The organism is Nocardia sp. NPDC059180, from assembly GCF_042754945.1.
Classification (GTDB): domain Bacteria; phylum Actinomycetota; class Actinomycetes; order Mycobacteriales; family Mycobacteriaceae; genus Nocardia.
Genome location: NZ_JBHZBU010000008.1, coordinates 1 through 19,404, shown reverse-complemented (window position 1 = coordinate 19,404; position 19,404 = coordinate 1). Strand labels below are relative to the sequence as shown.

The 19,404-nt window shown below is 66.7% G+C and carries 20 protein-coding genes; 6 read left to right on the top strand and 14 right to left on the bottom strand.

What is annotated here, in order from left to right; all coding sequences use genetic code 11:
• Positions 1 to 237: 237 nt before the first annotated feature.
• The 5 genes from ACFXNW_RS22915 to ACFXNW_RS22895 form a co-directional block, all read right to left on the bottom strand.
• Positions 238 to 1,029 carry an SDR family NAD(P)-dependent oxidoreductase gene (locus ACFXNW_RS22915; protein WP_379419797.1) on the bottom strand — a complete coding sequence of 264 codons (792 nt, stop codon included), beginning with the start codon at positions 1,027 to 1,029 and terminating at the stop codon, positions 238 to 240.
• 25 nt (positions 1,030 to 1,054) lie between these two features.
• Entirely contained in the window at positions 1,055 to 1,312 is a 258-nt protein-coding gene (locus ACFXNW_RS22910; RefSeq protein WP_379419796.1) for a hypothetical protein, read from the bottom strand.
• Positions 1,313 to 1,326: 14 nt separating this feature from the next.
• A complete protein-coding gene (locus ACFXNW_RS22905) occupies positions 1,327 to 2,988 on the bottom strand; it encodes an FAD-binding protein (protein ID WP_379419795.1) in 1,662 nt (553 codons plus the stop codon).
• A 30-nt stretch (positions 2,989 to 3,018) separates the two neighbouring features.
• On the bottom strand, positions 3,019 to 3,390 hold the full coding sequence (locus ACFXNW_RS22900; protein WP_379419794.1) for a nuclear transport factor 2 family protein: 372 nt from the start codon (positions 3,388 to 3,390) through the stop codon (positions 3,019 to 3,021).
• A gap of 107 nt (positions 3,391 to 3,497) precedes the next feature.
• Positions 3,498 to 5,033 (bottom strand): FAD-binding protein, encoded by a 1,536-nt coding sequence (locus ACFXNW_RS22895; protein WP_379419793.1) that lies wholly within the window; start codon positions 5,031 to 5,033, stop codon positions 3,498 to 3,500.
• 197 nt (positions 5,034 to 5,230) lie between these two features.
• Between ACFXNW_RS22895 and ACFXNW_RS22890 the strand changes: the two genes are divergently transcribed.
• A complete protein-coding gene (locus tag ACFXNW_RS22890; RefSeq protein WP_379419792.1) occupies positions 5,231 to 6,862 on the top strand; it encodes a flavin-containing monooxygenase in 1,632 nt (543 codons plus the stop codon).
• Between the two features lie 66 nt (positions 6,863 to 6,928).
• On the opposite strand, the gene ACFXNW_RS22885 is transcribed toward ACFXNW_RS22890, so the two are convergent.
• Positions 6,929 to 7,435 (bottom strand): flavin reductase family protein, encoded by a 507-nt coding sequence (locus ACFXNW_RS22885; protein WP_379419791.1) that lies wholly within the window; start codon positions 7,433 to 7,435, stop codon positions 6,929 to 6,931.
• A 194-nt stretch (positions 7,436 to 7,629) separates the two neighbouring features.
• Here ACFXNW_RS22885 and ACFXNW_RS22880 point away from each other — a divergent pair, with 194 nt between their 5' ends.
• Positions 7,630 to 8,259, top strand: a complete 630-nt coding sequence (locus tag ACFXNW_RS22880; RefSeq protein ID WP_379420091.1) for a PadR family transcriptional regulator — start codon at positions 7,630 to 7,632, stop codon at positions 8,257 to 8,259.
• An 87-nt stretch (positions 8,260 to 8,346) separates the two neighbouring features.
• On the opposite strand, the gene ACFXNW_RS22875 is transcribed toward ACFXNW_RS22880, so the two are convergent.
• The 6 genes from ACFXNW_RS22875 to ACFXNW_RS22850 all read right to left on the bottom strand — a co-directional run bounded on the left by ACFXNW_RS22875 (position 8,347) and on the right by ACFXNW_RS22850 (position 13,889).
• Positions 8,347 to 9,201, bottom strand: coding sequence for an IclR family transcriptional regulator (locus tag ACFXNW_RS22875; protein WP_379419790.1), 855 nt, complete (start codon positions 9,199 to 9,201; stop codon positions 8,347 to 8,349).
• A gap of 189 nt (positions 9,202 to 9,390) precedes the next feature.
• The gene (gene bphC / locus ACFXNW_RS22870) at positions 9,391 to 10,296 is read right to left on the bottom strand and encodes a biphenyl-2,3-diol 1,2-dioxygenase (protein ID WP_379419789.1); all 906 of its coding nucleotides are present in this window, start codon (positions 10,294 to 10,296) and stop codon (positions 9,391 to 9,393) included.
• 28 nt (positions 10,297 to 10,324) lie between these two features.
• On the bottom strand, positions 10,325 to 11,503 hold the full coding sequence (locus tag ACFXNW_RS22865; RefSeq protein WP_379419787.1) for an acyl-CoA dehydrogenase family protein: 1,179 nt from the start codon (positions 11,501 to 11,503) through the stop codon (positions 10,325 to 10,327).
• 34 nt (positions 11,504 to 11,537) lie between these two features.
• Positions 11,538 to 12,716: a Rieske 2Fe-2S domain-containing protein gene (locus ACFXNW_RS22860; protein ID WP_379420090.1), complete on the bottom strand. Its 1,179-nt coding sequence runs from the start codon at positions 12,714 to 12,716 to the stop codon at positions 11,538 to 11,540.
• A gap of 167 nt (positions 12,717 to 12,883) precedes the next feature.
• Complete coding sequence (locus ACFXNW_RS22855; protein WP_379419786.1) at positions 12,884 to 13,513, bottom strand: Dabb family protein; 630 nt, start codon at positions 13,511 to 13,513, stop codon at positions 12,884 to 12,886.
• On the bottom strand, positions 13,506 to 13,889 hold the full coding sequence (locus tag ACFXNW_RS22850; protein ID WP_379419784.1) for a hypothetical protein: 384 nt from the start codon (positions 13,887 to 13,889) through the stop codon (positions 13,506 to 13,508). Before ACFXNW_RS22850 ends, ACFXNW_RS22855 begins: the two co-directional genes overlap by 8 nt.
• Before the next feature lie 273 nt (positions 13,890 to 14,162).
• On the opposite strand from ACFXNW_RS22850, the gene ACFXNW_RS22845 reads away from it, so the two are divergent.
• On the top strand, positions 14,163 to 14,579 hold the full coding sequence (locus tag ACFXNW_RS22845) for a MaoC family dehydratase N-terminal domain-containing protein (protein ID WP_379419783.1): 417 nt from the start codon (positions 14,163 to 14,165) through the stop codon (positions 14,577 to 14,579).
• Positions 14,576 to 14,956, top strand: a complete 381-nt coding sequence (locus ACFXNW_RS22840) for a hypothetical protein (RefSeq protein ID WP_379419782.1) — start codon at positions 14,576 to 14,578, stop codon at positions 14,954 to 14,956. The genes ACFXNW_RS22845 and ACFXNW_RS22840 overlap by 4 nt, the downstream gene beginning before the upstream one ends.
• A 184-nt stretch (positions 14,957 to 15,140) precedes the next feature.
• Here the strand turns inward: ACFXNW_RS22840 and ACFXNW_RS22835 are convergent, their stop codons facing one another.
• Positions 15,141 to 15,797 (bottom strand): TetR/AcrR family transcriptional regulator, encoded by a 657-nt coding sequence (locus ACFXNW_RS22835; RefSeq protein ID WP_379419781.1) that lies wholly within the window; start codon positions 15,795 to 15,797, stop codon positions 15,141 to 15,143.
• Between the two features lie 127 nt (positions 15,798 to 15,924).
• Between ACFXNW_RS22835 and ACFXNW_RS22830 the strand changes: the two genes are divergently transcribed.
• Positions 15,925 to 16,794, top strand: coding sequence for an alpha/beta fold hydrolase (locus tag ACFXNW_RS22830; RefSeq protein ID WP_379419780.1), 870 nt, complete (start codon positions 15,925 to 15,927; stop codon positions 16,792 to 16,794).
• 170 nt (positions 16,795 to 16,964) lie between these two features.
• Here the strand turns inward: ACFXNW_RS22830 and ACFXNW_RS22825 are convergent, their stop codons facing one another.
• Complete coding sequence (locus ACFXNW_RS22825; protein ID WP_379419779.1) at positions 16,965 to 17,957, bottom strand: LLM class flavin-dependent oxidoreductase; 993 nt, start codon at positions 17,955 to 17,957, stop codon at positions 16,965 to 16,967.
• A 178-nt stretch (positions 17,958 to 18,135) separates the two neighbouring features.
• Here ACFXNW_RS22825 and ACFXNW_RS22820 point away from each other — a divergent pair, with 178 nt between their 5' ends.
• Positions 18,136 to 18,990, top strand: coding sequence for an SDR family oxidoreductase (locus ACFXNW_RS22820; protein ID WP_379419778.1), 855 nt, complete (start codon positions 18,136 to 18,138; stop codon positions 18,988 to 18,990).
• The last annotated feature ends 414 nt before the right edge of the window (positions 18,991 to 19,404 follow it).

Below are 19,404 nucleotides of genomic sequence, written 5' to 3'. Positions count from 1 at the left end.
AGAGCTGGAAATCCCACCCAATGGGAGATGAATATGTCTGGTAGGCATGTTGCTGATGTGAAAACCATTGGTGATCAGCAATTTCTTCGTGTATCACATTGTTGGAACTCGCGCTTTCAGGGCGAAACGCCGAAGCCCCCGTGGACAGTGATGTCCACGGGGGCTTCGTGATGCGTGCACCCAGCCGCCGGATCCCGTTCCGCAGGGCGGCATTACGAGATCAGTGCGGGATTCGGGTCAGGCGTGTGTACCTCCGTCGATACGGATCTCGGTACCGGTGATGAAGGCGCCGTCCTCGGAGACGAGCATGGCGATCACGCCTGCCACGGCCGTCGGGTCGCCCATTCCGGCGCCACCGGAGGTGAGCTCGGTCGGCAGCACCGGCGACAGCTTGGCGAACAACGACCAGTCCGCATCTGTCGGCACGTATCCCGCTGTGGCCTCGGTGATTCCGGACTTGATGCTGCCCGGCGCCACACACACCGCCCGCAGTCCCTTGCCGCCGAATTCGAGCGCCAAGGCGTGGGTGAAGGACTGGATGCCACCCTTACTCGCGGCGTAGGCCGCCATATAGGGATGGGCGAAGGCCGCTGAGGTGGAACTGAAATTGACCACGGTCGCGCGCGGATTCGCCAGCAGCGCAGGTAACGCTTCGCGAACCACAAGGAACGTGCCGGTGAGGTTGACGCCGATGATCTGGTTCCACAGATCCAAACCGGTCTGCTCGGTATGCGAGGCGCGCAGGATGCCGGCTGCGTTCACCACCGAGTCCAGGCCGCCGAGCGTCTCCACCGCCGTCCGGACGCCGTCGATGACCGACCGTTCGGTGCCGATGTCCATGGTGAGAGTGGTCAGGCGGTCCGCGGTGCCGCGCTCTCCGGCACCTTTCTGGGTCGCCGCGAGGCCGTCGGCGGACACATCCGCGGCAACCACCGTGGCGCCTTCATCGAGCAGCCGCAGGGCGGTGGCCTGCCCGATGCCCGACGCCGAACCCGTCACCAGGGTGCGGTGGCCTTCCAATCGCTTCATGATTCTCCTCGTCTTATGTGGCGGATCAGCCGATCCGGCCCGGGACCGGTTCGTGCCGTAGTTCGTCGGTGGCCAGCGCACCGGTGGTGACGGCGCGTTCGATGGAATCGCGCAGCGCCGCGCAGGTCGGAATCCAATTACTGTGCTCACCGAGCGCCGCGCGGCGCGCGAATTCCGGGCACGACGATTCGGCCTCGTCGAGCCATTGCACGCTGGTGTGGCTCGGACTGAACTTCTCCACCAGGACGCGGTTACCGCATGTGCCGCACTGTATCGCCTGCATCTCGATCCTCCTTGTCAGCGTATGCCCGCGGCGTGCCGGGCGCCGACGTAGCCGAAGACCATCGCGGGGCCGATGGTGGCGCCCGCACCTGCATAGTCGTTGCCCATGACCGCCGCCGAGGTGTTGCCGGTGGCGTAGAGCCCGTCGATGACGGCCCCGTCGCCGCGCAGCACCTGCGCGTTCTCGTTGTAGACGAGCCCGCCCTTGGTGCCGAGATCGCCGATGCGCACCCGCAGCGCGTAGTAGGGCGCCTTGTCGAGGACGTCCAGCGCGGGCTGCGGCAGGGTGGGGTCACCGTAGTAGTTGTCGTAGGCGCTCGCGCCGCGGTCGAAATCGGCGTCGCGGCCGTCGCGGGCGAAATCGTTGTAGCGCCGCATCGTCTCCCGCAGGGAATCGACGGGCACCTCGATCGCGGCAGCCAGTTCGTCGACGGTGCCCGCGGTGCGGATCAGGCCGCTGTCCAGCCACGCCTTCGGGAACTTCTGGCCAGGCATGATCCCGCCGATGGGGTAGCGGTTCTTGGCCTTGGCGTCGAAGATCAGCCACGCCGGCTCGTGTCCGCCTGCCAGCTGCGCGTGCACGAACGTCACATACGGCGAGGCCTCGTTGGTGAACCGCTCACCCGCCCGGTCGACGATGATCGAACGCGGAATCGACCGCTCCGACACCAGCACCTGATTGATGCCGTCCGGGCGCTGGAACGACGGCATCCACCAGGCGTCGTCCATCAGATCCACCGCGGCGCCGACCTGCTCACCGGCGACGATGCCGTCACCGGTGTTGTCGGCGGAGGCGGCGCTGAAATTGTCGCGTCCGCCTTCGGGCAGGTACTGCTTGCGCATGGCCTGGTTGTATTCGAATCCGCCGGTGGCCAGCATGACGCCGTTGCGGGCGCGGATCCGGATCTCGCGACCGTCGCGTTCGGCGACCGCGCCGACCACGGCGCCGGAATCATCGGTGATCAGCGACCGCATCGGGGTGTCGAGCCAGAGCGGCACTCCGGCGTCGTGCAGCGCCAGTCGCAGCCGGGCGATGAGAGCGCGGCCCAGGGTGTCCATATGGCGGCGCAGCAGGATCGCCTTGACGGCGCGCAAGCCGGTGAGCAGTGCGGTCCAGCGTGCCTTCCAGGTGCGCGTCACCATATTGAGCTGGACGAAGTCCTTGGACGTGATGAACAACCCGGGCGGCGTCGCCAGCGCGGCGGGCCGCAGCAGGTCTTCGTCTTCGCCGAGCTGTTTGAGATCGACCGGCAACGGTTCGATCGAGCGGCCTGCGGGCCGTCCGCCTGGGGCCTCGGGATGGTAGTCGGAATAGCCGGTGCACCACTGGAACCGCAGGTGCGGGCTGGTCTCCAGGAACTCGAGCATGCGCGGGCCCTCATCGATGAACCGGTCGAGGTTCTGCGACGGGACCCGGTCACCGACAACGGCGTCGAGGTAGGCGCGAACATCGGAGCGGCTGTCGCCGAGCCCCTCACGCAGCAGTGTCGGGTTGTTCGGCACCCAGATCCCGCCGCCCGAGAGCGCGGTACTGCCGCCGTAGACCGGCGCCTTCTCGATGACGAGGGTGTCGCCGCCGCGGTCGGCGGCGGCCAGCGCGGCGGTGAGGCCGCCGGCGCCACTACCGACGACCAGGAAGTCGACCTCGTGGTCCCAGTGTTGTTCGGCTGCAGGCACGTCCGTCTCTTTCTGCTGCACTCGGCAGGCTCAGCCGAGGCTGATGTCGTCCTGCGACCAGAACGCCCGCATGCTGGTGATCTGTGCGTTCTCGTCGAAGGTCATGACATCGATGGGTTCGATGGTGATGGTCTGGTCGCCGGTGTCGGTGACCACGCGGAAACCGAACGCGGCGCTGTCGCCCGCGACGCGGACGTTGTGCAGCTCGGTACTGACGCGCACCGAGGCCAGTGCGCTGTAGAACTTTTCGATCGCCGCCCGGCCGACGTGCGGGGGAGTGCCCACCGGGTCCTCGACGGTCCCGTCCTCGGCGTAGAGGGCCGCGATGTCGGATGCCGACCCGTTCGCGACGGTGTCGAGGTAGCGGCGAACCGCCGAGCGGATGTCATCTGGTGAGGCCATCGAGGCTCTCCTCCGGGAGTTCTTGGTGATGGATGGTTGAACGGAACCACGCGCGGCGCCGGCTGACCGAGGCGCTTCCCAACCAGTGGGAAGCGCCTCGACTGGAGTCAGTTGCCGAGCAAATCGCGCACGGCGAGGTGGCTGAACAGCATGGATGCGCCGATCGGGTTGCCGCCGCCCGGATAGACGGTGCCGCTGACAGCCGCCATCGTGTTTCCTGCCGCGTACAGCCCGGGAATCGGCTCGCCGTCGCGTCCGAGCACCCTTGCCGCGCTGTCGGTACGCAGTCCGCCCTTGGTGCCGAGATCGGAGATGCCGAAGGCGGCCGCGTGGTACGGACCCTGGTCGATGGTCACCAGCGGCGGCTCACCACCGGAGAACGCACGGTCGTAGGCCTCGTCGCCACGCCCGAAGTCCGGATCGACGCCCGAGTCGACGAAGGAGTTGAACCGCTGCACCGTCGCCACGAGCTGCTCGGCGGGAACGCCGATCTTTGCCGCGAGTTCGGGGAGGGTGTCGGCGGTGTGCCAGAGCCCGGCCGCAACATACTTCTCCGACTCGACCATCGAGACGTTGGTGGCCTTGATCGGCGGCACCTCGCCCTCTTTGTCGTCGTAGATCATCCAGTAGGGCAGGGTGGCCGAACCGTCGTCGAGCTTGCTGATGATGTCGCGTCCGAGCCGGTCATAGGGCGCGGATTCGTTGACGAAACGCTTGCCGCTCTGGTCGACGAAGATGCCGCCGGTGAACCACAGCGCGAACGCCGACCGGCCGTCCGGATGCGTCAGCCCCGGCGACCACCAGGCCTGATCCATCAGATCCGTGTCCGCGCCCGCGGCGATGCCCGCCTGGTGCGCCTTACCCTGATTGCCCCACGGGCCCATGGTGTCGCGTGCCTGCCCGGGCACACCGTAGTGCGCGCGCAGCTCGTCGTTCTGTTCGAAACCACCCGCCGCGAGCACCACGCCCTTGCGGGCCCGGATCGCGAACGGTTTCCCGTCGCGCTCGGTGATCGCGCCGATGACGGCGCCGTCCTCGACCACTAGCTCCACCAGCGCGGTGTTCAGGTACAGCCGGACATCGGGGAACGACGACAATGCGAGCAGGAACCGCCCGATCAACGCTTGACCGCCGATCAGCATGTCCGGCAGCGGCGCGCCGAGCCGGTCGGTGTCGAGCGGCCCGCGCAACTGCTCACGCATCTCGCCCAGCGCCGACGCGGGCAGCGGGGTGGGCATGGTGTGACGCTGCCCGTCCAGCCTGGCCTTGGGAGCCTTACCGAAATAGTCCGGCCACGGCAGCATCTCGAACGCGAAATGCTCATCGGCTTCGAGGTATTCGATGAGGTCACTGCCACGGCGCACGTAGGTGTCCTGCAGCTCGCGCGGCGTGCGATCGCCGACGACGGCGTGGTAGTAGGTCAGCGCGTCGTCGATGGTGTCGTCGGTGCCGGCGCGGCGCAGCACCGGATTACACGGGAACCACACGCCTCCGCCCCCGGAATAGGCGGTCGTGCCGCCGAACTTGTCGGTCGCTTCGACCACCGCGACGGTCAGCCCTTCGCGGGCCGCGGTGTAGGCGCCGGCCAGGCCGCCGCCCGAACCCGCGACCAGCACGTCCACCTCGTCGTTCCAGTCCACCACTCTGTGTTCCTCCTGTGCCTTTGCTCACCATCGACGCTAGGCCCGACCATCCCCTTCGGGGCACGGCTCGTCCCGGTCACCGGGAACGTGCCGACGCTGGTGGCGAACGTGCCGGTCAGCGGGAGAACGCCTGCTCGAGAGGCCTGCCCAGTCCCTAGCGTCGCGGGGAGAACCTGATTTCATCGAAAGGTAGGCACGTGAACGCCGAGACGCCAACGTCCGCAGAGACCGTCCCGACCAGCGTCGACGTGGTGGTCGTCGGCGCCGGCATCGCCGGGCTCTACGCACTGCACAAGTTCCGCTCGCAGGGTCTGACCGTGCGCGTGTTCGAGGCCGCCGACGGGGTGGGCGGGGTGTGGTACTGGAACCGCTACCCGGGCGCGCGCTGCGATGTCGAGAGCGTCGACTACTCGTACTCCTTCGACGAGGCGCTGCAGCAGGAATGGAACTGGAGCGAGAAGTACGCCACCCAGCCGGAGATCCTCGCCTACCTCGAGCACGTCGCCGACCGGTTCGATCTGCGTCGCGATATCGAGTTCGGCGCGCGCGTCACCGACACCGTGCTCGACGAGTCGACACTGCGCTGGCAGGTGCGCACCGACACCGGCACTGTGGTCTCGGCGCGTTTCGTGGTGCTGGCGGTGGGTCCGCTGTCGAATGCGAACACCCCGGCCATCGAGGGCCTGGAATCGTTCGACGGGCCGGTGCTGCACACCTCGCATTGGCCGCATGAGGGCGTCGACTTCAGCGGCCGGCGGGTGGGCGTGATCGGCACCGGATCCTCGGGGATCCAAGCGATTCCGTGCATCGCCGAACAGGCCGATCAGCTGCACGTGTTCCAGCGGACCCCCAACTACAGCGTGCCCGCGGGCAATGTGCCCCTGGACGAGGCGACCCGTAGCGAGCAGAAGGCGGACTACGAGCAGCGGCGCCGCATGTCCATGACCAGCGGCGGCGGCTCACCCCATCTGCCGCATCCGAAGTCCGCGCTCGAGGCATCCGAGCAGGAGCTGCGTGATGCCTACCAGGAGCGTTGGGAGCTCGGCGGTGTGCTGTTCAGCAAGACCTTCCCGGACCAGATGGTGACCCGCGAGGCCAACGACACCGCGCGACTGTTCTGGGAGGAGAAGGTGCGCGCGGTGATCGACGATCCCGAGGTCGCCGAACTGCTCATCCCGAGCGACCATCCGATCGGCACCAAACGCATCTGCACCGATACGAACTACTACCAGACCTACAACCGCGACAACGTCGAGCTGGTGAACCTGCGCGCCACGCCCATCGAGCGGATCGATGCCGACGGCGTGCACACCGCCGAGGCCCACTACCCGCTCGATGCCCTGGTACTGGCCACCGGTTTCGACGCGATGACCGGTTCGGTGGCCCGGCTCAATATCGTCGGCCGCGACGGGCGCACGCTCAACGAGGCGTGGCAGGAGGGCCCGAAGACCTATCTCGGCCTCGGCGTCACCGGCTTCCCCAACATGTTCAACCTGACCGGCCCCGGTAGCCCTTCGGTGCTGGCGAACATGGTGCTGCATTCGGAACTGCACGTCGACTGGGTGGCCGACGCCATCGCCTACCTCGACCGCAACAGCGCGGTGGCGCTGGAGGCCCGTCCCGACGCAGTGGCGGCGTGGGTGGCCGAATGCGTCGAACGGGCCGCGGGCACCCTCATGCCCACCGCGAACTCCTGGTACCTGGGCGCGAATGTGCCGGGTAAGCCACGGGTGTTCATGCCGTTCGTCGGCGGGTTCGGCGTCTACGGCGAGATCATCGCCGAGGTTGCGGCTGCCGAATACAAGGGATTCGACGTCATCGAGGGCTGACCGACAAACGAAACGGGTGGTTGCGCCGGTCCTGCCGGTACAACCACCCGTTTGCTGTCTGCGGGATCAGTCGGCGAAACCGCCGAAGGCGCCCTTGAAGAACAGCAGCGGCCGTCCACCGTCGTCGGCAGCCAGTTCGGTGACGCGGGCGAGCGCGATCGTGTGGTCGCCTGCCTCGTGCTCGAATTCGAGTGAGGCCTCGATATGGGCCAGCGCGCCGTTGATCGCGGGTGCACCGTTACTGCCGTGCGTCCAGTCGATGCCTGCGAACTTGTCGCCGCCGCTGATCGCGAACTGGCGGCAGATCTCGCGCTGGTCGTGGGCGAGCACGTTGATGCACAGCGAGCCCGCGGTCCGCAGCAGCGGCCAGCTGGTTGAGCTCTTGGCCGGGCAGAACGACACGAACGGCGGATCCAGCGACACCGACACCACCGACTGACAGGTGAAGCCGAGCGGCCGTGTGCCGTCGTGGGCGGCGATCACCGCGACGCCGGTGGCGAAGTGCCCGAGCACCTTGCGTAGGGCGGCCGGGGCCGGGCAGCCCGGTTCGATGACGATGTTGTCTGCACTCATGCGTGGGGTCCTCCCGAAGATCTGTCGAACTCCAGCATCGAGTGTGCCGGGTGCTGTCTCAATGCGGCGTCCCGTTCAGCGGTAGTTCGGCGGCGACGGGTGATTTGCCTGGTTGCTAGCATTTGCCGGTGGCATCAAGTGAACCGGAAATCGGCCTGGTCAATCTCCCCCCGACCAGTTGGGCCGTGCTCGCCATGCTCTCCTACGAGGAAGAGATCTCGGGCTACGACCTCAAGAAGTGGGCCGATTGGAGTATCCGGTACTTCTACTGGAGCCCTTCGCACAGCCAGATCTATTCCGAGCTGAAGAAGCTCGAGCGGCACGGTTTCGCGACCTCACGGGTCGACAGCGACAACGCCATGCGCGGACGCAGGCTGTACCGGATCACCGACGAAGGCCGCGCCGCGGTCACCCTCTGGTGCAATGAGGCGCCTGTCGACAAGCCGGTCCTGAAACACCATGTGATGCTGCGGATCATGTTCGGGCATCTGAGTTCACCGGACCGGCTCAAAGAGATTCTGCGCGACCATATCGACGATATCGACCGTCTACGCAAGCGCGCCGCGATCGATTCCGCCGCGGCCAAATCCGAGCCCGGGTGGGCGTACTCGCAGATCGTGCTGCAGTGGGCCGAGCGCCACTACGCGGCCGAACGCGATCTGGCCCAGGAGTTGATCGATGAGATCGACGCGGCCGACTCGATTCTGGTCAAGGCCGAGCACGATGACACCTCGGAATACCCGCATCCGACGCCCGGCCGCTGGCGCGAAGTCGAACAGCGGGTCCAGGAAGCCGACGAGGGGCTCGAGGAAGCCGAGGGCTAGCACAAACAGCTCGGCCACCGGTTCGGATGTGTCGGGCATCCGAAGCCGGTGGCCGAGGGCCGCGCGGTATTGACCGCGAGTCTGGATTTACACGTATTCCAGCGGCCGGGGCGCGGCGGCGGGGGTGCGCATCGCCGGACCGCCACGCAGCGGACGCGACTGCTGCAGCGTCGGATGCACCCGCGACATGCCGTCCTCGATATTTCGCCAGATGCCGAGCGCGGTGGTGCGCACCGGTGCGGTGAGGCGGTAGTCGAAGTTCATCCGATCCACCGGGCCACACACCGAGACCGCGGCGACGGCCTCGCCGATATTGCCGATGGGCGCCGCGACGCAGCCGAATCCCGGCAGGGATTCCTCGCGCTCATGGGCGATGCCATGGGCACGGACCTTGTCCAGTTCGGTACGCAGCTGCGCCTTGTTGGCGATGGAGAACTTGGTGCTGCGGTTGAGCAGACCCGAGCCGAGTGCGGAAATGCGCTCCTCGTCGGAGTAGGCGAGGATCGCCTTGCCCACGCCGGTACAGTGCGCCGGCCTGCGGCCGCCGATCCTGGTGGGCACCGCCGCCGACATTCGGCCGCCGATCTTCTCCAGGTAGACCACGTCGGGCCCGTCGAGGACGGCCAGGTGCACCACGAAGCCGGTGGCCCGGTAGAGCTCGTGTAAGAACGGCATCGCCGCGCGGTGCAGCCGGTCCTGGTGGACGGCGAGCGAGCCGAGTTCCACCAGGCGGATGCCCAGCTCGTAGTCGCGGCCCTCGCGGCGCAGCCAGCGCAATTGCACCAGCCGTTCGAGCATGCGATGCGCCGAGGACCGGGGTAGCCCGGTCCTGCGCACTATCTGGGCGAGGGTGAGCCTGCCCGGTCCATCGAAGGCGTCGAGGACCAGCGAGACGCGGTCCAGCACGGCGCTCGGGGTGGCGGCGTCGGCCTGTGTATTCATGTGGCCCTCCCTGCGGGTCTACGAGCTGATGCCCAACCGGATATTTCTATTAGGCATATGACTATTCATACCATGACCTTGTGGTCGCTGTCACATGAATCTGAAGGTGTGATGAAAATCACAACGACCCCGGGGTTTCAGCCGTGATGACTGAAACCCCGGGGTCGGGGGAGGGGAGATGTGTTGTGGCTACATCGCGGCCAGCGGCTCGCTACCGGACCAGTCGTGGCCCCAGTAGCTGTCGGCCGTGATTTCCTCTGCGGTGTAGTACTTCTCGTCGACGCGCATGCCCTCGGTGCCGAACTCGATATCCCAGCCGCCGGGGGCGCGGACATAGAACGACACCATCTTGTCGTTGGTGTGGCGGCCCAGCGTCGACGAGACGGAGAAACCGTCCTTGACAACCCGGTCCAGCGCCTGGCCCACCGCGTCGAGCGAATCGACCTCCACCATGATGTGCACCAGACCCGGCGCACCACCGTGCGGAGCCGGGCACAGCGCGAGGCTGTGGTGGCGCTCGTTGACACCCATGAACCGCACGCGCATCGGTCCGAACTCCGGCGGTGCCGGGATCCGGAACGCGCCACGCGGCAGGAACCCGAGCACCTCGGTGTAGAAGGAGAACGCCCCGTTGGGGTCCATGGTCGGCAGCACGACGTGGCCGAGGCCCTGCGCGCCGGTGACGAACTTCGCGCCGAACGGCGTCACCACCGGGCTGTGGTCGAGCACCGCGCCGTGGAAGATCTCGAGGGTGGCTCCGGTCGGATCCTCGAAGGTGATGACCTCCTCGACCCGGCGCGCGTCGGCCTCCTCGACCGACAACGGCTTGACCGCGATGCCGGCCGCGGTCACTGCTTCCTGCACCCGCACCAGGGCGGCGTGGTCACGCACCTCCCAGCCGATGGTCACCACTCCATCGGACTCGCCGGGCACCACGACCATGCGCGCGGCACGCTCGTCCATCCGCAGGTAGAGCGCGTCCTCGTCCGGCCCGCTGCCCTCGGCGAAACCGAGCACCTCGAAGGCGAACTTGCGCCAGCGGTCCATGTCGCTGGTCTGGACCTTGACGTAGCCCAGACCCTTGATATCAGTCATTGCTGTAGTCCTTCTCGGGTATTCGAAATCAGATCATCGAGCGCAGATGCTGCGGCGGCTCCACCCCGAGCGAGCCGAGCGCCGCGGCATGGAACACCGTGCTCGGCACGTGGATCGCATGGTTGAGGCCGGCGTGCGCGTCGCGCCAGAATCGCTGCAGCGGCTTGTCCATCCGCAGTGCGTTGCCGCCGGAGCGGGCGAAGATCTGGTCGACGGCCATCACCGCGCGCCACGCCGCCCGCACCTGGGTGCGTCGTCCGGCGGCACGATCGGCGAAGGAGACCTCCTTGCCCGCGTCGACCAGGTCCCACATCTTGTCGACGTTGGCCAGCAGCTCCTGACGGGCGGCGTTGATATCGGCGGCGGCCTCGCTGATCGCGAACAGCACGTACGGGTCGTCCTTGACCGCGGTGCCCTGGGCGCCGACACGGTCACGCTGGTAGTCCAGATGCGCGGCCAGCGCGCCCTCGGCGATGCCGATCACCGCGGAGGTGATGCCGAGCGGGAACATGTTGGACCACGGCATCTTGTACAAAGTCTCGGTGACGCCGTATTCCTTCTGGGCGGTGCCGTCGATGACGTGATCACCGTTCATCACCCGGTAGGACGGCACGAACGCATCCTTGACGATGATGTCCTTGGAGCCGGTGCCCTTGAGACCCACCACATTCCACGAGTCCTCGACGATCTCGTAGTCGCTGCGCGGCAGGATCATGTGCAGCATGGTCGGCGGCATGGCGATATTGCCGTCGGTGTCGCCGAGCATGGCGCCGAGGAAGATCCAGTCACAGTGGTCGGTGCCGGAGCTGAACTGCCAGCGACCGTTGAAGATGTAGCCACCGTCCACCGGTCGGGCGATACCGGTCGGCGCGTACGGCGAGGCCATCCAAGTGTCGTTGTCGGTGCCCCACACCTCTTCCTGCACCTTCGGGTCGGCGAAGGCCAGCTGCCACGGGTGCACGCCGACGATGCCGCAGATCCAGCCGGTGGCCGGATCCAACGATGCGGCGGCCATGACGGTTTCGGCGAAGTCCCTGGGGTGCGCCTCGAAACCGCCGTACTTCTTGGGCTGCAGCAGCTTGATCGGGCCGGCCGACTTCAGCATCTTGGCGGTCTCGTCGGGCAGCCGACCGAGGGTTTCGGCCTCGGGGGACTGCTCGCGCAGCTGATCGGCGATGGCCGTGATGTTGTCGAGAACCTTGTTCATCGGGGCTCTAGTTCCTGTCGTATGCGCGAACGGATTAGGTGGTGATGACGGCGCCGCGGGCGATGTTGTCGGCCACTTCGGCCTCCCAGCTCGTGACGGCGCGCTCGGTATCGATTTCGAACTCGAACCGCTTGGTCATGTCTTCGGTGATGTCGTCGACGTCGACATAGAACTGCTTGTACCAGCGGCGCAGCTGGTAGACCGGCCCGTCTTCCTCCGACAGCAGCGGGTTGTCGATGGGCGCCTTGTTCTTCCAGATCTCGATGTCCTGCTCGAAGCCGACCTCGACGCCCTGGGCGAACTGCGCGGCCATCGCGTTGGCGGCCTCATCGGACATGCCCTGCGGCTTCTTCACCATGGCGCCGTACTGCAGCACGAAGGCGTTGTCCGAGACGGGGTAGTGGCAATTGATCAGGACCGTCTCGATCGTCATGCCCTGTGCCTCGCTCCACAGCCAGTCGATCATGTAGGACGGGCCGAAATACGAAGCATCCGAACGCAGAGTGGAGTTCGGGTCGTCGTAGTTGGTGCCGACCTCGATGTCCTGGCGCGGGGTCGAGCGCATGTACTGGGTGGCGACATGGCCTTCGAAGACGTTCTTGAAGTAGCGCGGGAAGGCGTAGTGCACGTAGAAGAAGTGCGCCATGTCCACGACGTTGTCGACGATCTCGCGGCAGTGTGAGCCCTCGATCAGCATCGAGTTCCAGGTCCAGTCGGTCCACTCCGAGCTGCCGTAACCCTCGATCTCGGGGATGGTCACCTCATCGGTGGGCTTGCTGCCCTGCGGGTCGTGCCAGACGTAGAGCTGGCCGTTGCGCTCGAGCGTCGGCCAGGACCGGGTCTTGGCCAGCGGCGGGACGCGGCGCGCGTACGGGATGCCGGTGCAGCGGCCGTTACCGCCCCACCGCCAGTCGTGGAACGGGCAGGCGATCGAATCGCCCTTGACGCTGCCGTGGGCGAGGTTGCCGCCCATATGCCTGCAAAACGCGTCGAGCACGTTGAGCTTTCCGTCCGACTCGGACTGGAAGACCACCAGCGTCGTGCCGAACGCCTTGATCTCGTGTGGCTTGCCGTCCTGGAAAGATTTCAGGAGACCGAGGCAGTGCCAGCCGCGGGCGAACCGGGTGGGCGCCGCCGCCGCTTCGATCGTCCTGAATTCGTCCGCGCTCTGGGCTGAGCCGTTCGGTGATAGACCCGGCATCGAAACCTCCATGTTCCACCGGATGACTGTGATCTGAGTCAAATACTGGACCCGATATGGCCCGTGCGAACGGTGTCCTCCCGGTCAGCGGACAGGTTTCGGCGGTCACGAACGTGCTGGCTGCGCCGCTCCCGGTGAGTGGGAGCGACCGCTCGCGGTGGGTGGGAGCGGCGGGCCGATCACGGCGCGGACAGCAGGGCGGTATCGAGTGCGCAGAAGCTGTGGCAGAGCCGGGTCACGATCTTGGTCCCGTGTTCGGGGTCGAACCAACGGTCGATATGGGCCCAGTGGTACGGGTGGGTCATATACGGCCCGGTCAGCCCGCCTATATCGGTGAATTCCTGCTCCCAGATGTGCGTCCATCCATGTCCGCCGGGGTCGCTCACTCGGCTCAGCAGGGAGGCGCCGATCGCCTGGATGTAGTCCGGCATCGCCGCCGTCTCGGTTTCGAACCGATCGACCAGCGCGCGGTCGGCCAGCGGGTCGACCGCCACGAGCAGCGCCCGGTAGACGCCGGGTGCCGCCGAATGCTGTCCCGGTTGCGCAGTGCCGGTGAAGGTGGCTGTCTCCACGCGTTCGATGGATGGCTCGCGGGACCAGTGGCCGAGGGCCTTTTCGGCTGCCCGCCGACCGGATTCGTCGTCGAACCGGAGCCGGATGATGAGGTCTCCGGCATCGATGCCGGCCGGCAGCGTCGGGGCGATCAACGTTCGGCGCGCATACGGTTCGACGAGGTCGCGTACCTCGGCCGCGAGCTCGTCGCGCCTCGACGGCTCGGCCAGATGAACGAGATGGACCACTTCAGACATCGGCCAGTTCCTCCACATCCTCGTAGGAGCAGCTGGTCGTCCGCCGACGGCTGACGAGCAGATCGTCAGCGGTGCGCCACCACGCCGCCACCTCCGGATCCCGGCTCGCACCCAGCCGCTGCCGCCACCACTGTTCGGCGCCGCGAACCGTCCAGCTGACGGTGATCGTGTTCGATTGCTCGTCCAACCACACCGGCGGGCTCACCAGCACCCGGTCCAGCACGAGCCCGCGGTCCCGCGCACCCGGTGCGTACTCCCGCAGGTAGCGGTCCAGGAAGGCCCGCCCCAGACCGGGTGGGACCACCATCTCGTCGACGATGTAGATCGCCGGTTCGCTCGTTCCGGTCGCGGGTTCGTCGTACAGCCCTGTACCCATGGTTCAGCCTTCCCGATGCCCGCCGAGCCGGGCGCGACCTGCGCCATAGGCCACGCCCGTCGCTTCCGCCACCTCGCGGCGCGCCCGTCTCACCGTCCTGCTCATCGCACTCCTCACCCAGGGATTCCGGTGCGGAAATACACCGGCACCGTGCGATGGTCTGCGGACTGCAGGACCCTGGGAGGCACCGTTCCCGATCAGTGGGAACAGGGCAGGTCACCGGGCCCGGACCGGCTCTACCGTGGCGGCAGGCTCTAGAGAAGGGATGTGGCGATGGTGCACGTTGCGACGGTCGGTGGTCGACTCGACTTCGAAGTGGACGCGGCCGGGATCCGCGAGTTCGCTGCTGCCACGCGGTCGCGGGCGGCGGCGCACACGACGGCCGACGTACCTGTCGTCCCGCCGACATTCCTGCCGGCCCGACTGGCCCCGGCAGGGGAGCCCACCGCAGCCGACCATTGGCCGGGCGTCCCGGTCGAACAGGACTACCGCTTCTTCGGGCCGCCCCCGCGCGCCGGTGAACGGCTCACCGCGCAGTCGCGGATCGAACGCGTCTACGAGGTGCTCGACGACAACGACAGCCCCGTGACCATGGTCGCGATGGTGACCCAGTACTTCGACCCCACCGGCCGCCTGGTCGCCGAATCATGGATGACCGGCACCCGTCCCGCCTCGCAGGAGCCCGCATGACCGCCACCACGCCCGCTCCTGCCACGTTCGGCCCACTCACCGAAGCCGATTTCGCCCAATACCTGGACGCTGCGCGCGGACCGGTGCCCTCGACCGACAATGACCCGGCCGCCCCGGATTTCACCGCTACCTCCGGCCCGCTCTCGGCGGCGCTGCTGTCCACCTACGCGACCGAATGGCTCGGCGCCGACACCGTCCGCCGCTTCCGCACCCGATGCACCCGCCCGCTGTGGCCGGGGGACACGCTCACCTGCTCGGGATACGTTGTGCAGCAATATGTTCTGGATGGAGAGTCGTGCGTCGACGTCACACTCGTCGGCACCGATCAGGACGGACGTGTCGCAGTGCGTGCGTGGGCGACATTCGTCTGCGAGTAACGCCCCGAGCGAGCAACAAATGTCACGACCGGTTGTGACCGACGTCGGCGCCGGCCGCCAGCAGCTCTCGCGATGGCCGAGTCGCTGCGATTCGGTCGGCGAATTCGGGCTGGATGCCGACGGTCCCGCCGTTACTGTCGCTGCTGTTCCTACCGCGAGGGCGGCGACGGCAGCGCGGACGGGGTCAGCCGCGGACGCGAAGAACGCGATCGACGAAGGCCGCCAGCGGTTTGTGCAGCGCCTCGTGTAGCTCGTTCAGTCCATGTGCGTCGATGTGTTGGACGCACAGCTCGTTGATGCCGCCGAGCAGCATGGTGATCTCGGCATCAGACAGCTCGGCGATGGGAAGTCCCGCCTGCCTGGCTTCGCCGAAGGCTTGTTGCAGCGCGGCGGTATAGCGAGCGATCGCCTCCGTGCGCGCGCTACGGATCGCCGGGGTCGCGCCGAGCGGCTGGAACAGCAGCATCTCGGTAACCTCGGGCGCCAGTTGTAGGACACCCAGATAGCTGTCGATCATGGTGTCGAGGAGCCGATCGAGGTCTGCGAAGTCGATGCTGTCGCGCACGCCCGCGATGACAAGCTCATTGACCTCGAATGCGGCCAGAAACGCTTCTTCCTTAGACGAGAAGTGCTTGTAGAACGTCTTTTTCGACACTTTGGCCGCGTCGACGATCTGCTGGATGGTGGCAGGCCAGTAGCCGTGGGTCGCCACCACATACGCCGTGGCGCCCAGCAGACGCCAGCGTTGATCGGTCCGGACGTCCTCGTCGGAGAGTCCGCCGTGCCGCCGGGACTCGGGTGAGAGCTTGTCCAGCGGCACGCCGCTGCGCAGCCTGGCCACCAGCTCCGCGAGTCTGCTCGCCGATTCCACGCCCACCTGTTGCGCCTCCATTCCTGCCGACTGTACTGTTCATAGATGGAAACTGGTTGGTTTCCACTTGCCGGTGCCTGCTGGTCGAGGAGCGGAAATGCAACGATTCGAGTTCGAGGACACCCATGTCGCCTATCTCGAACATGGCAGCGGACCAGCGGTCGTGTTCCTGCACAACGCGGGGTCATCGCACGTGATCTGGCGCTCCCAGATCGAGGCCCTGGCGCGCAGTCGTCGCGTGTACGCACTCGACTTGTTCGGCTACGGCGAGTCCGGACGGCCGGACGACGGCTACTCCCTCGACCGCTACGCCGACATGATCGAGCTGTTCCTCGCGGATCGGGGGATAGCGTCCGCGGCGTTCATCGGAAACTGTCTCGGCTCGGCTATCAGCCTCACCGTGGCACGTCGCGCACCGGAGCGGGTCGACGCCGTCGTCGCATGCAACCCGCTGACCGAGTCCACCGCGTTGGCCGGCGACCTCGGCCCACTGGCTCGCCTCGCGCGCCACACACCGTCGATCGGTGTCCGTGCGGTGAGTGCCGTGAGCATGCCGCACTGGTCGGTGGGCGCGATCGTCCGGTTCTGGTTCTCCGACGGGAAGGCATTCGCCGCCGCTCGCTCGACCGTGGACGACATCGCCGGTTGGCCCGCGCGCGCACTGCTCGGTTTGGTCAAGGATTTGAAAGCCTATGCGGCTCTGGATGAATGGTCCGATGACGACCGCGCCGCGCTGCCGCCGGTATGCACGATCTGGGGCGAGGGCAACCGGGTGCTCAGCGCCGGGGCGGGGCGAGCCCTGAATCAGAAGCTGCGACCTGCTCGCGCGGAGTTCCTTGCGCGATGTGGTCACGTCCCGATGCTGGAAAACTCGCGTGAGGTCACGGCGATCATCACCGAGTTTCTCGACGAGCATGTTCCCGTCGCCGCGTCGGAAATGCCGGACACCGATCGCGGCGGCAGCTAGCCGTCGGGCCGAGCCGGCACCGGATGTCTGCTCCTGTCACACAGCCCACAGCCCATAGCCAGCGGGCGGCGGGCGAGCGGAGTCGGGCCGTCGGCTGCTCAGGCCTTCGGCCGCGAGGCTGTCCCCGACCCGAGGATCGGCAAGTGCGATAGCGGCCGCAGCCGATGAGCTCAGTTCTCGGTGAGCTTGCGGATCAGCTCGAAGGACCGCGCACGGGCCTCGATGTCGTAGACGAGAGTGTTGAGCATGACCTCGTCGGCCTTCGTCTCCTCGACGAGATCGCTGAGCTGACGCCGCACGGTATCGGGGGAGCCGAGCAGCTGACCGGCGCGACGTTGCGCGGCGAAATGACGTTCGCGATCGTTGGCGGGGAAGTCGGCGGCCTCCTCCGGAGTGGGCAGCCTGCGCGGGCGCCCGGACATCAGATGCAGAAACGCCATCTCGCGCGGACGGGACAACAGCTCGGCCTGCTCATCGGTGTCAGCGCAGATCGCGGCGGCCGCGACCATCGCATGCGGGCGTTCCAGCTGCTCCGACGGCCGGAAGTTCTCGCGATACAACTCGAGCGCCGCGACGGTGTTGTTCGGGCTGATGTGATGCGCGAAGGCGAACCGCACGCCGAGGATGGCCGCGACCTGCGCGCTGTACCCGCTGGAGCCGAGCAACCAGATCTCCGGTTCGTCGTCTCGACCGGGCGTCGCCGCGATGCCGTCCGGACTGGTGCCGCGGAAGTAGGCGAGCAGGGCGGCCAATTCCTGCGGAAACGTCTCCGCCGACAATCCATCCTTGGTCCGGCGCAGCGCGAGGGCCGTGGCCTGATCCGTCCCCGGCGCTCGTCCTATACCGAGGTCGATGCGTCCCGGGTGCAGTGCGTGCAGTGTCCCGAACTGTTCGGCCACCACGAGCGGTGCATGGTTGGGCAACATCACGCCGCCGGAACCGACCCGGATGCTCGAGGTCGCCGCGGCGAGGTGGGCCAGCAGCACGCTCGGCGCGGCGCTGGCGATCCCCGGCATGTTGTGGTGCTCGGCCACCCAGAACCGCGAGTACCCCATCGCCTCGGTCCGCTGTGCCAGTTCGGTCGTGGCGGCCAGTCCGTCGCCGGCGGTGCTGCCTTCCTGCACCGGCGCCAGATCCAGCACGGACAGCGGGATGTTGATCATGAGGCTCCTTCGCGATTGCGTTCCTCTGTCCGAACGCATGGTCCTCCCGAGGTATTTCGCCGGGCTCACGAATGTGGCGATGCGCAATGGCAGGTACCGACGAACTGACTAATTGGTAAATTACGATGAGGTCAATTGATTAGGATCGTTGATGCGACCACCCATCGAGAGGAGTCCAATGGCAACCGGACGTTTCGGAACGGCCCTGTTGAACCCGCCTGCGCTCATGCGCACGGTCACCACGCTGCTGCGACCGGGGAGCGGCCAGGACATCGCCGGTAAGACTGTGCTGCTCACCGGCGCGTCGTCGGGAGTGGGCAAGGTCGCCGCGCACCAGCTCGGTGCGCACGGCGCGAACCTCGTGCTCGTCGCCCGTGGAGTGGAAGCTTTGGACGAGGTGTGCGACAGCGTCCGCGCCGCAGGTGGGAAGGCGGAAGCCCTGGCTTATGACCTGTCCGACGGTGACGCCATCGACGCGCTCGCCGAACAGGTCGTCGCCGAATTCGGCACCGTCGACGTCCTGATCAACAACGCGGGCCGCTCGATCCGGCGCCGCGCGGGCGATGCCACCGACCGCTTCCATGACTACGAGCGCACCATGGCCCTGAACTACTTCGGCGCCACGCGGCTCACCATGGCGCTGCTGCCGTCGATGCTGGAAGCCCGTCGCGGGCACATCATCAACATCGCCACCTGGGGCGTCGCGGCCGGTTCGATGCCGATGTTCACCGCCTACCACGCGTCGAAGGCGGCGCTCGGTGCCTTCGGCCGGAGTCTCGGTGCGGAGACCCGACGGCACGGCGTCCACGTCACGACCATCGGATACCCGCTCGTCCGCACGGAGATGATCGCGCCGACCACCAAATACGACGACGCCCCCGCGCTGTCCGCCGACGAGGCCGCCGATTGGATCCTCACCGCCATCCGAACTCGACCGATCGAGCTCTATCCGCGCTACGCGCGGCTCTTGCAAGCGATCGGCATGGTGTCGCCGCAGACCGTAGATGCGCTCGTCTGGCGGATGGGGATCTGAGGTTCGGAAGGGCCATCAGGAATTGATCTTGGTGGCCTGAGTCACATTCGTGTGATTCGGCGCGATTTCGAGCCTGATCCGATGCCTCTGACCAGCGGAAACACCATGGCGACGTGCGGATTTGACGTGGCGTTGTCCGCCGCGTAACTTATTCCAAGTCAGAGCGACACGGACACCGACCCGGAGCCCACAGGGCCTGGGAAACGAGGTAGGACGAGGAGCGCCTGACAAACCGGTCGAAGAGCGGATTTGACTCTGAGCCACTGATCGGTAAGCTAGAGCACCTGCCTCACTGAAGCTCCTGATTAAAACCGGGTTCGGATGTGTGTGCGCCTGTTCTTTGAGAACTCAATAGTGTGTCGATGAATGTCAGTGCCAATTATTATATTGGTTCCGGCCTCTCATACCCCCCGG

Bases quoted from the DNA above. Each gene is read 5' to 3' on its own strand.
- ACFXNW_RS22915 (WP_379419797.1), bottom strand. From the start codon at position 1,029: ATGAAGCGATTGGAAGGCCACCGCACCCTGGTGACGGGTTCGGCGTCG.
- ACFXNW_RS22910 (WP_379419796.1), bottom strand. From the start codon at position 1,312: ATGCAGGCGATACAGTGCGGCACATGCGGTAACCGCGTCCTGGTGGAG.
- ACFXNW_RS22900 (WP_379419794.1), bottom strand. From the start codon at position 3,390: ATGGCCTCACCAGATGACATCCGCTCGGCGGTTCGCCGCTACCTCGAC.
- ACFXNW_RS22885 (WP_379419791.1), bottom strand. From the start codon at position 7,435: ATGAGTGCAGACAACATCGTCATCGAACCGGGCTGCCCGGCCCCGGCC.
- ACFXNW_RS22880 (WP_379420091.1), top strand. From the start codon at position 7,630: ATGCTCTCCTACGAGGAAGAGATCTCGGGCTACGACCTCAAGAAGTGG.
- ACFXNW_RS22875 (WP_379419790.1), bottom strand. From the start codon at position 9,201: ATGAATACACAGGCCGACGCCGCCACCCCGAGCGCCGTGCTGGACCGC.
- bphC (WP_379419789.1), bottom strand. From the start codon at position 10,296: ATGACTGATATCAAGGGTCTGGGCTACGTCAAGGTCCAGACCAGCGAC.
- ACFXNW_RS22865 (WP_379419787.1), bottom strand. From the start codon at position 11,503: ATGAACAAGGTTCTCGACAACATCACGGCCATCGCCGATCAGCTGCGC.
- ACFXNW_RS22860 (WP_379420090.1), bottom strand. From the start codon at position 12,716: ATGGAGGTTTCGATGCCGGGTCTATCACCGAACGGCTCAGCCCAGAGC.
- ACFXNW_RS22855 (WP_379419786.1), bottom strand. From the start codon at position 13,513: ATGTCTGAAGTGGTCCATCTCGTTCATCTGGCCGAGCCGTCGAGGCGC.
- ACFXNW_RS22850 (WP_379419784.1), bottom strand. From the start codon at position 13,889: ATGGGTACAGGGCTGTACGACGAACCCGCGACCGGAACGAGCGAACCG.
- ACFXNW_RS22845 (WP_379419783.1), top strand. From the start codon at position 14,163: ATGGTGCACGTTGCGACGGTCGGTGGTCGACTCGACTTCGAAGTGGAC.
- ACFXNW_RS22840 (WP_379419782.1), top strand. From the start codon at position 14,576: ATGACCGCCACCACGCCCGCTCCTGCCACGTTCGGCCCACTCACCGAA.
- ACFXNW_RS22830 (WP_379419780.1), top strand. From the start codon at position 15,925: ATGCAACGATTCGAGTTCGAGGACACCCATGTCGCCTATCTCGAACAT.
- ACFXNW_RS22825 (WP_379419779.1), bottom strand. From the start codon at position 17,957: ATGATCAACATCCCGCTGTCCGTGCTGGATCTGGCGCCGGTGCAGGAA.
- ACFXNW_RS22820 (WP_379419778.1), top strand. From the start codon at position 18,136: ATGGCAACCGGACGTTTCGGAACGGCCCTGTTGAACCCGCCTGCGCTC.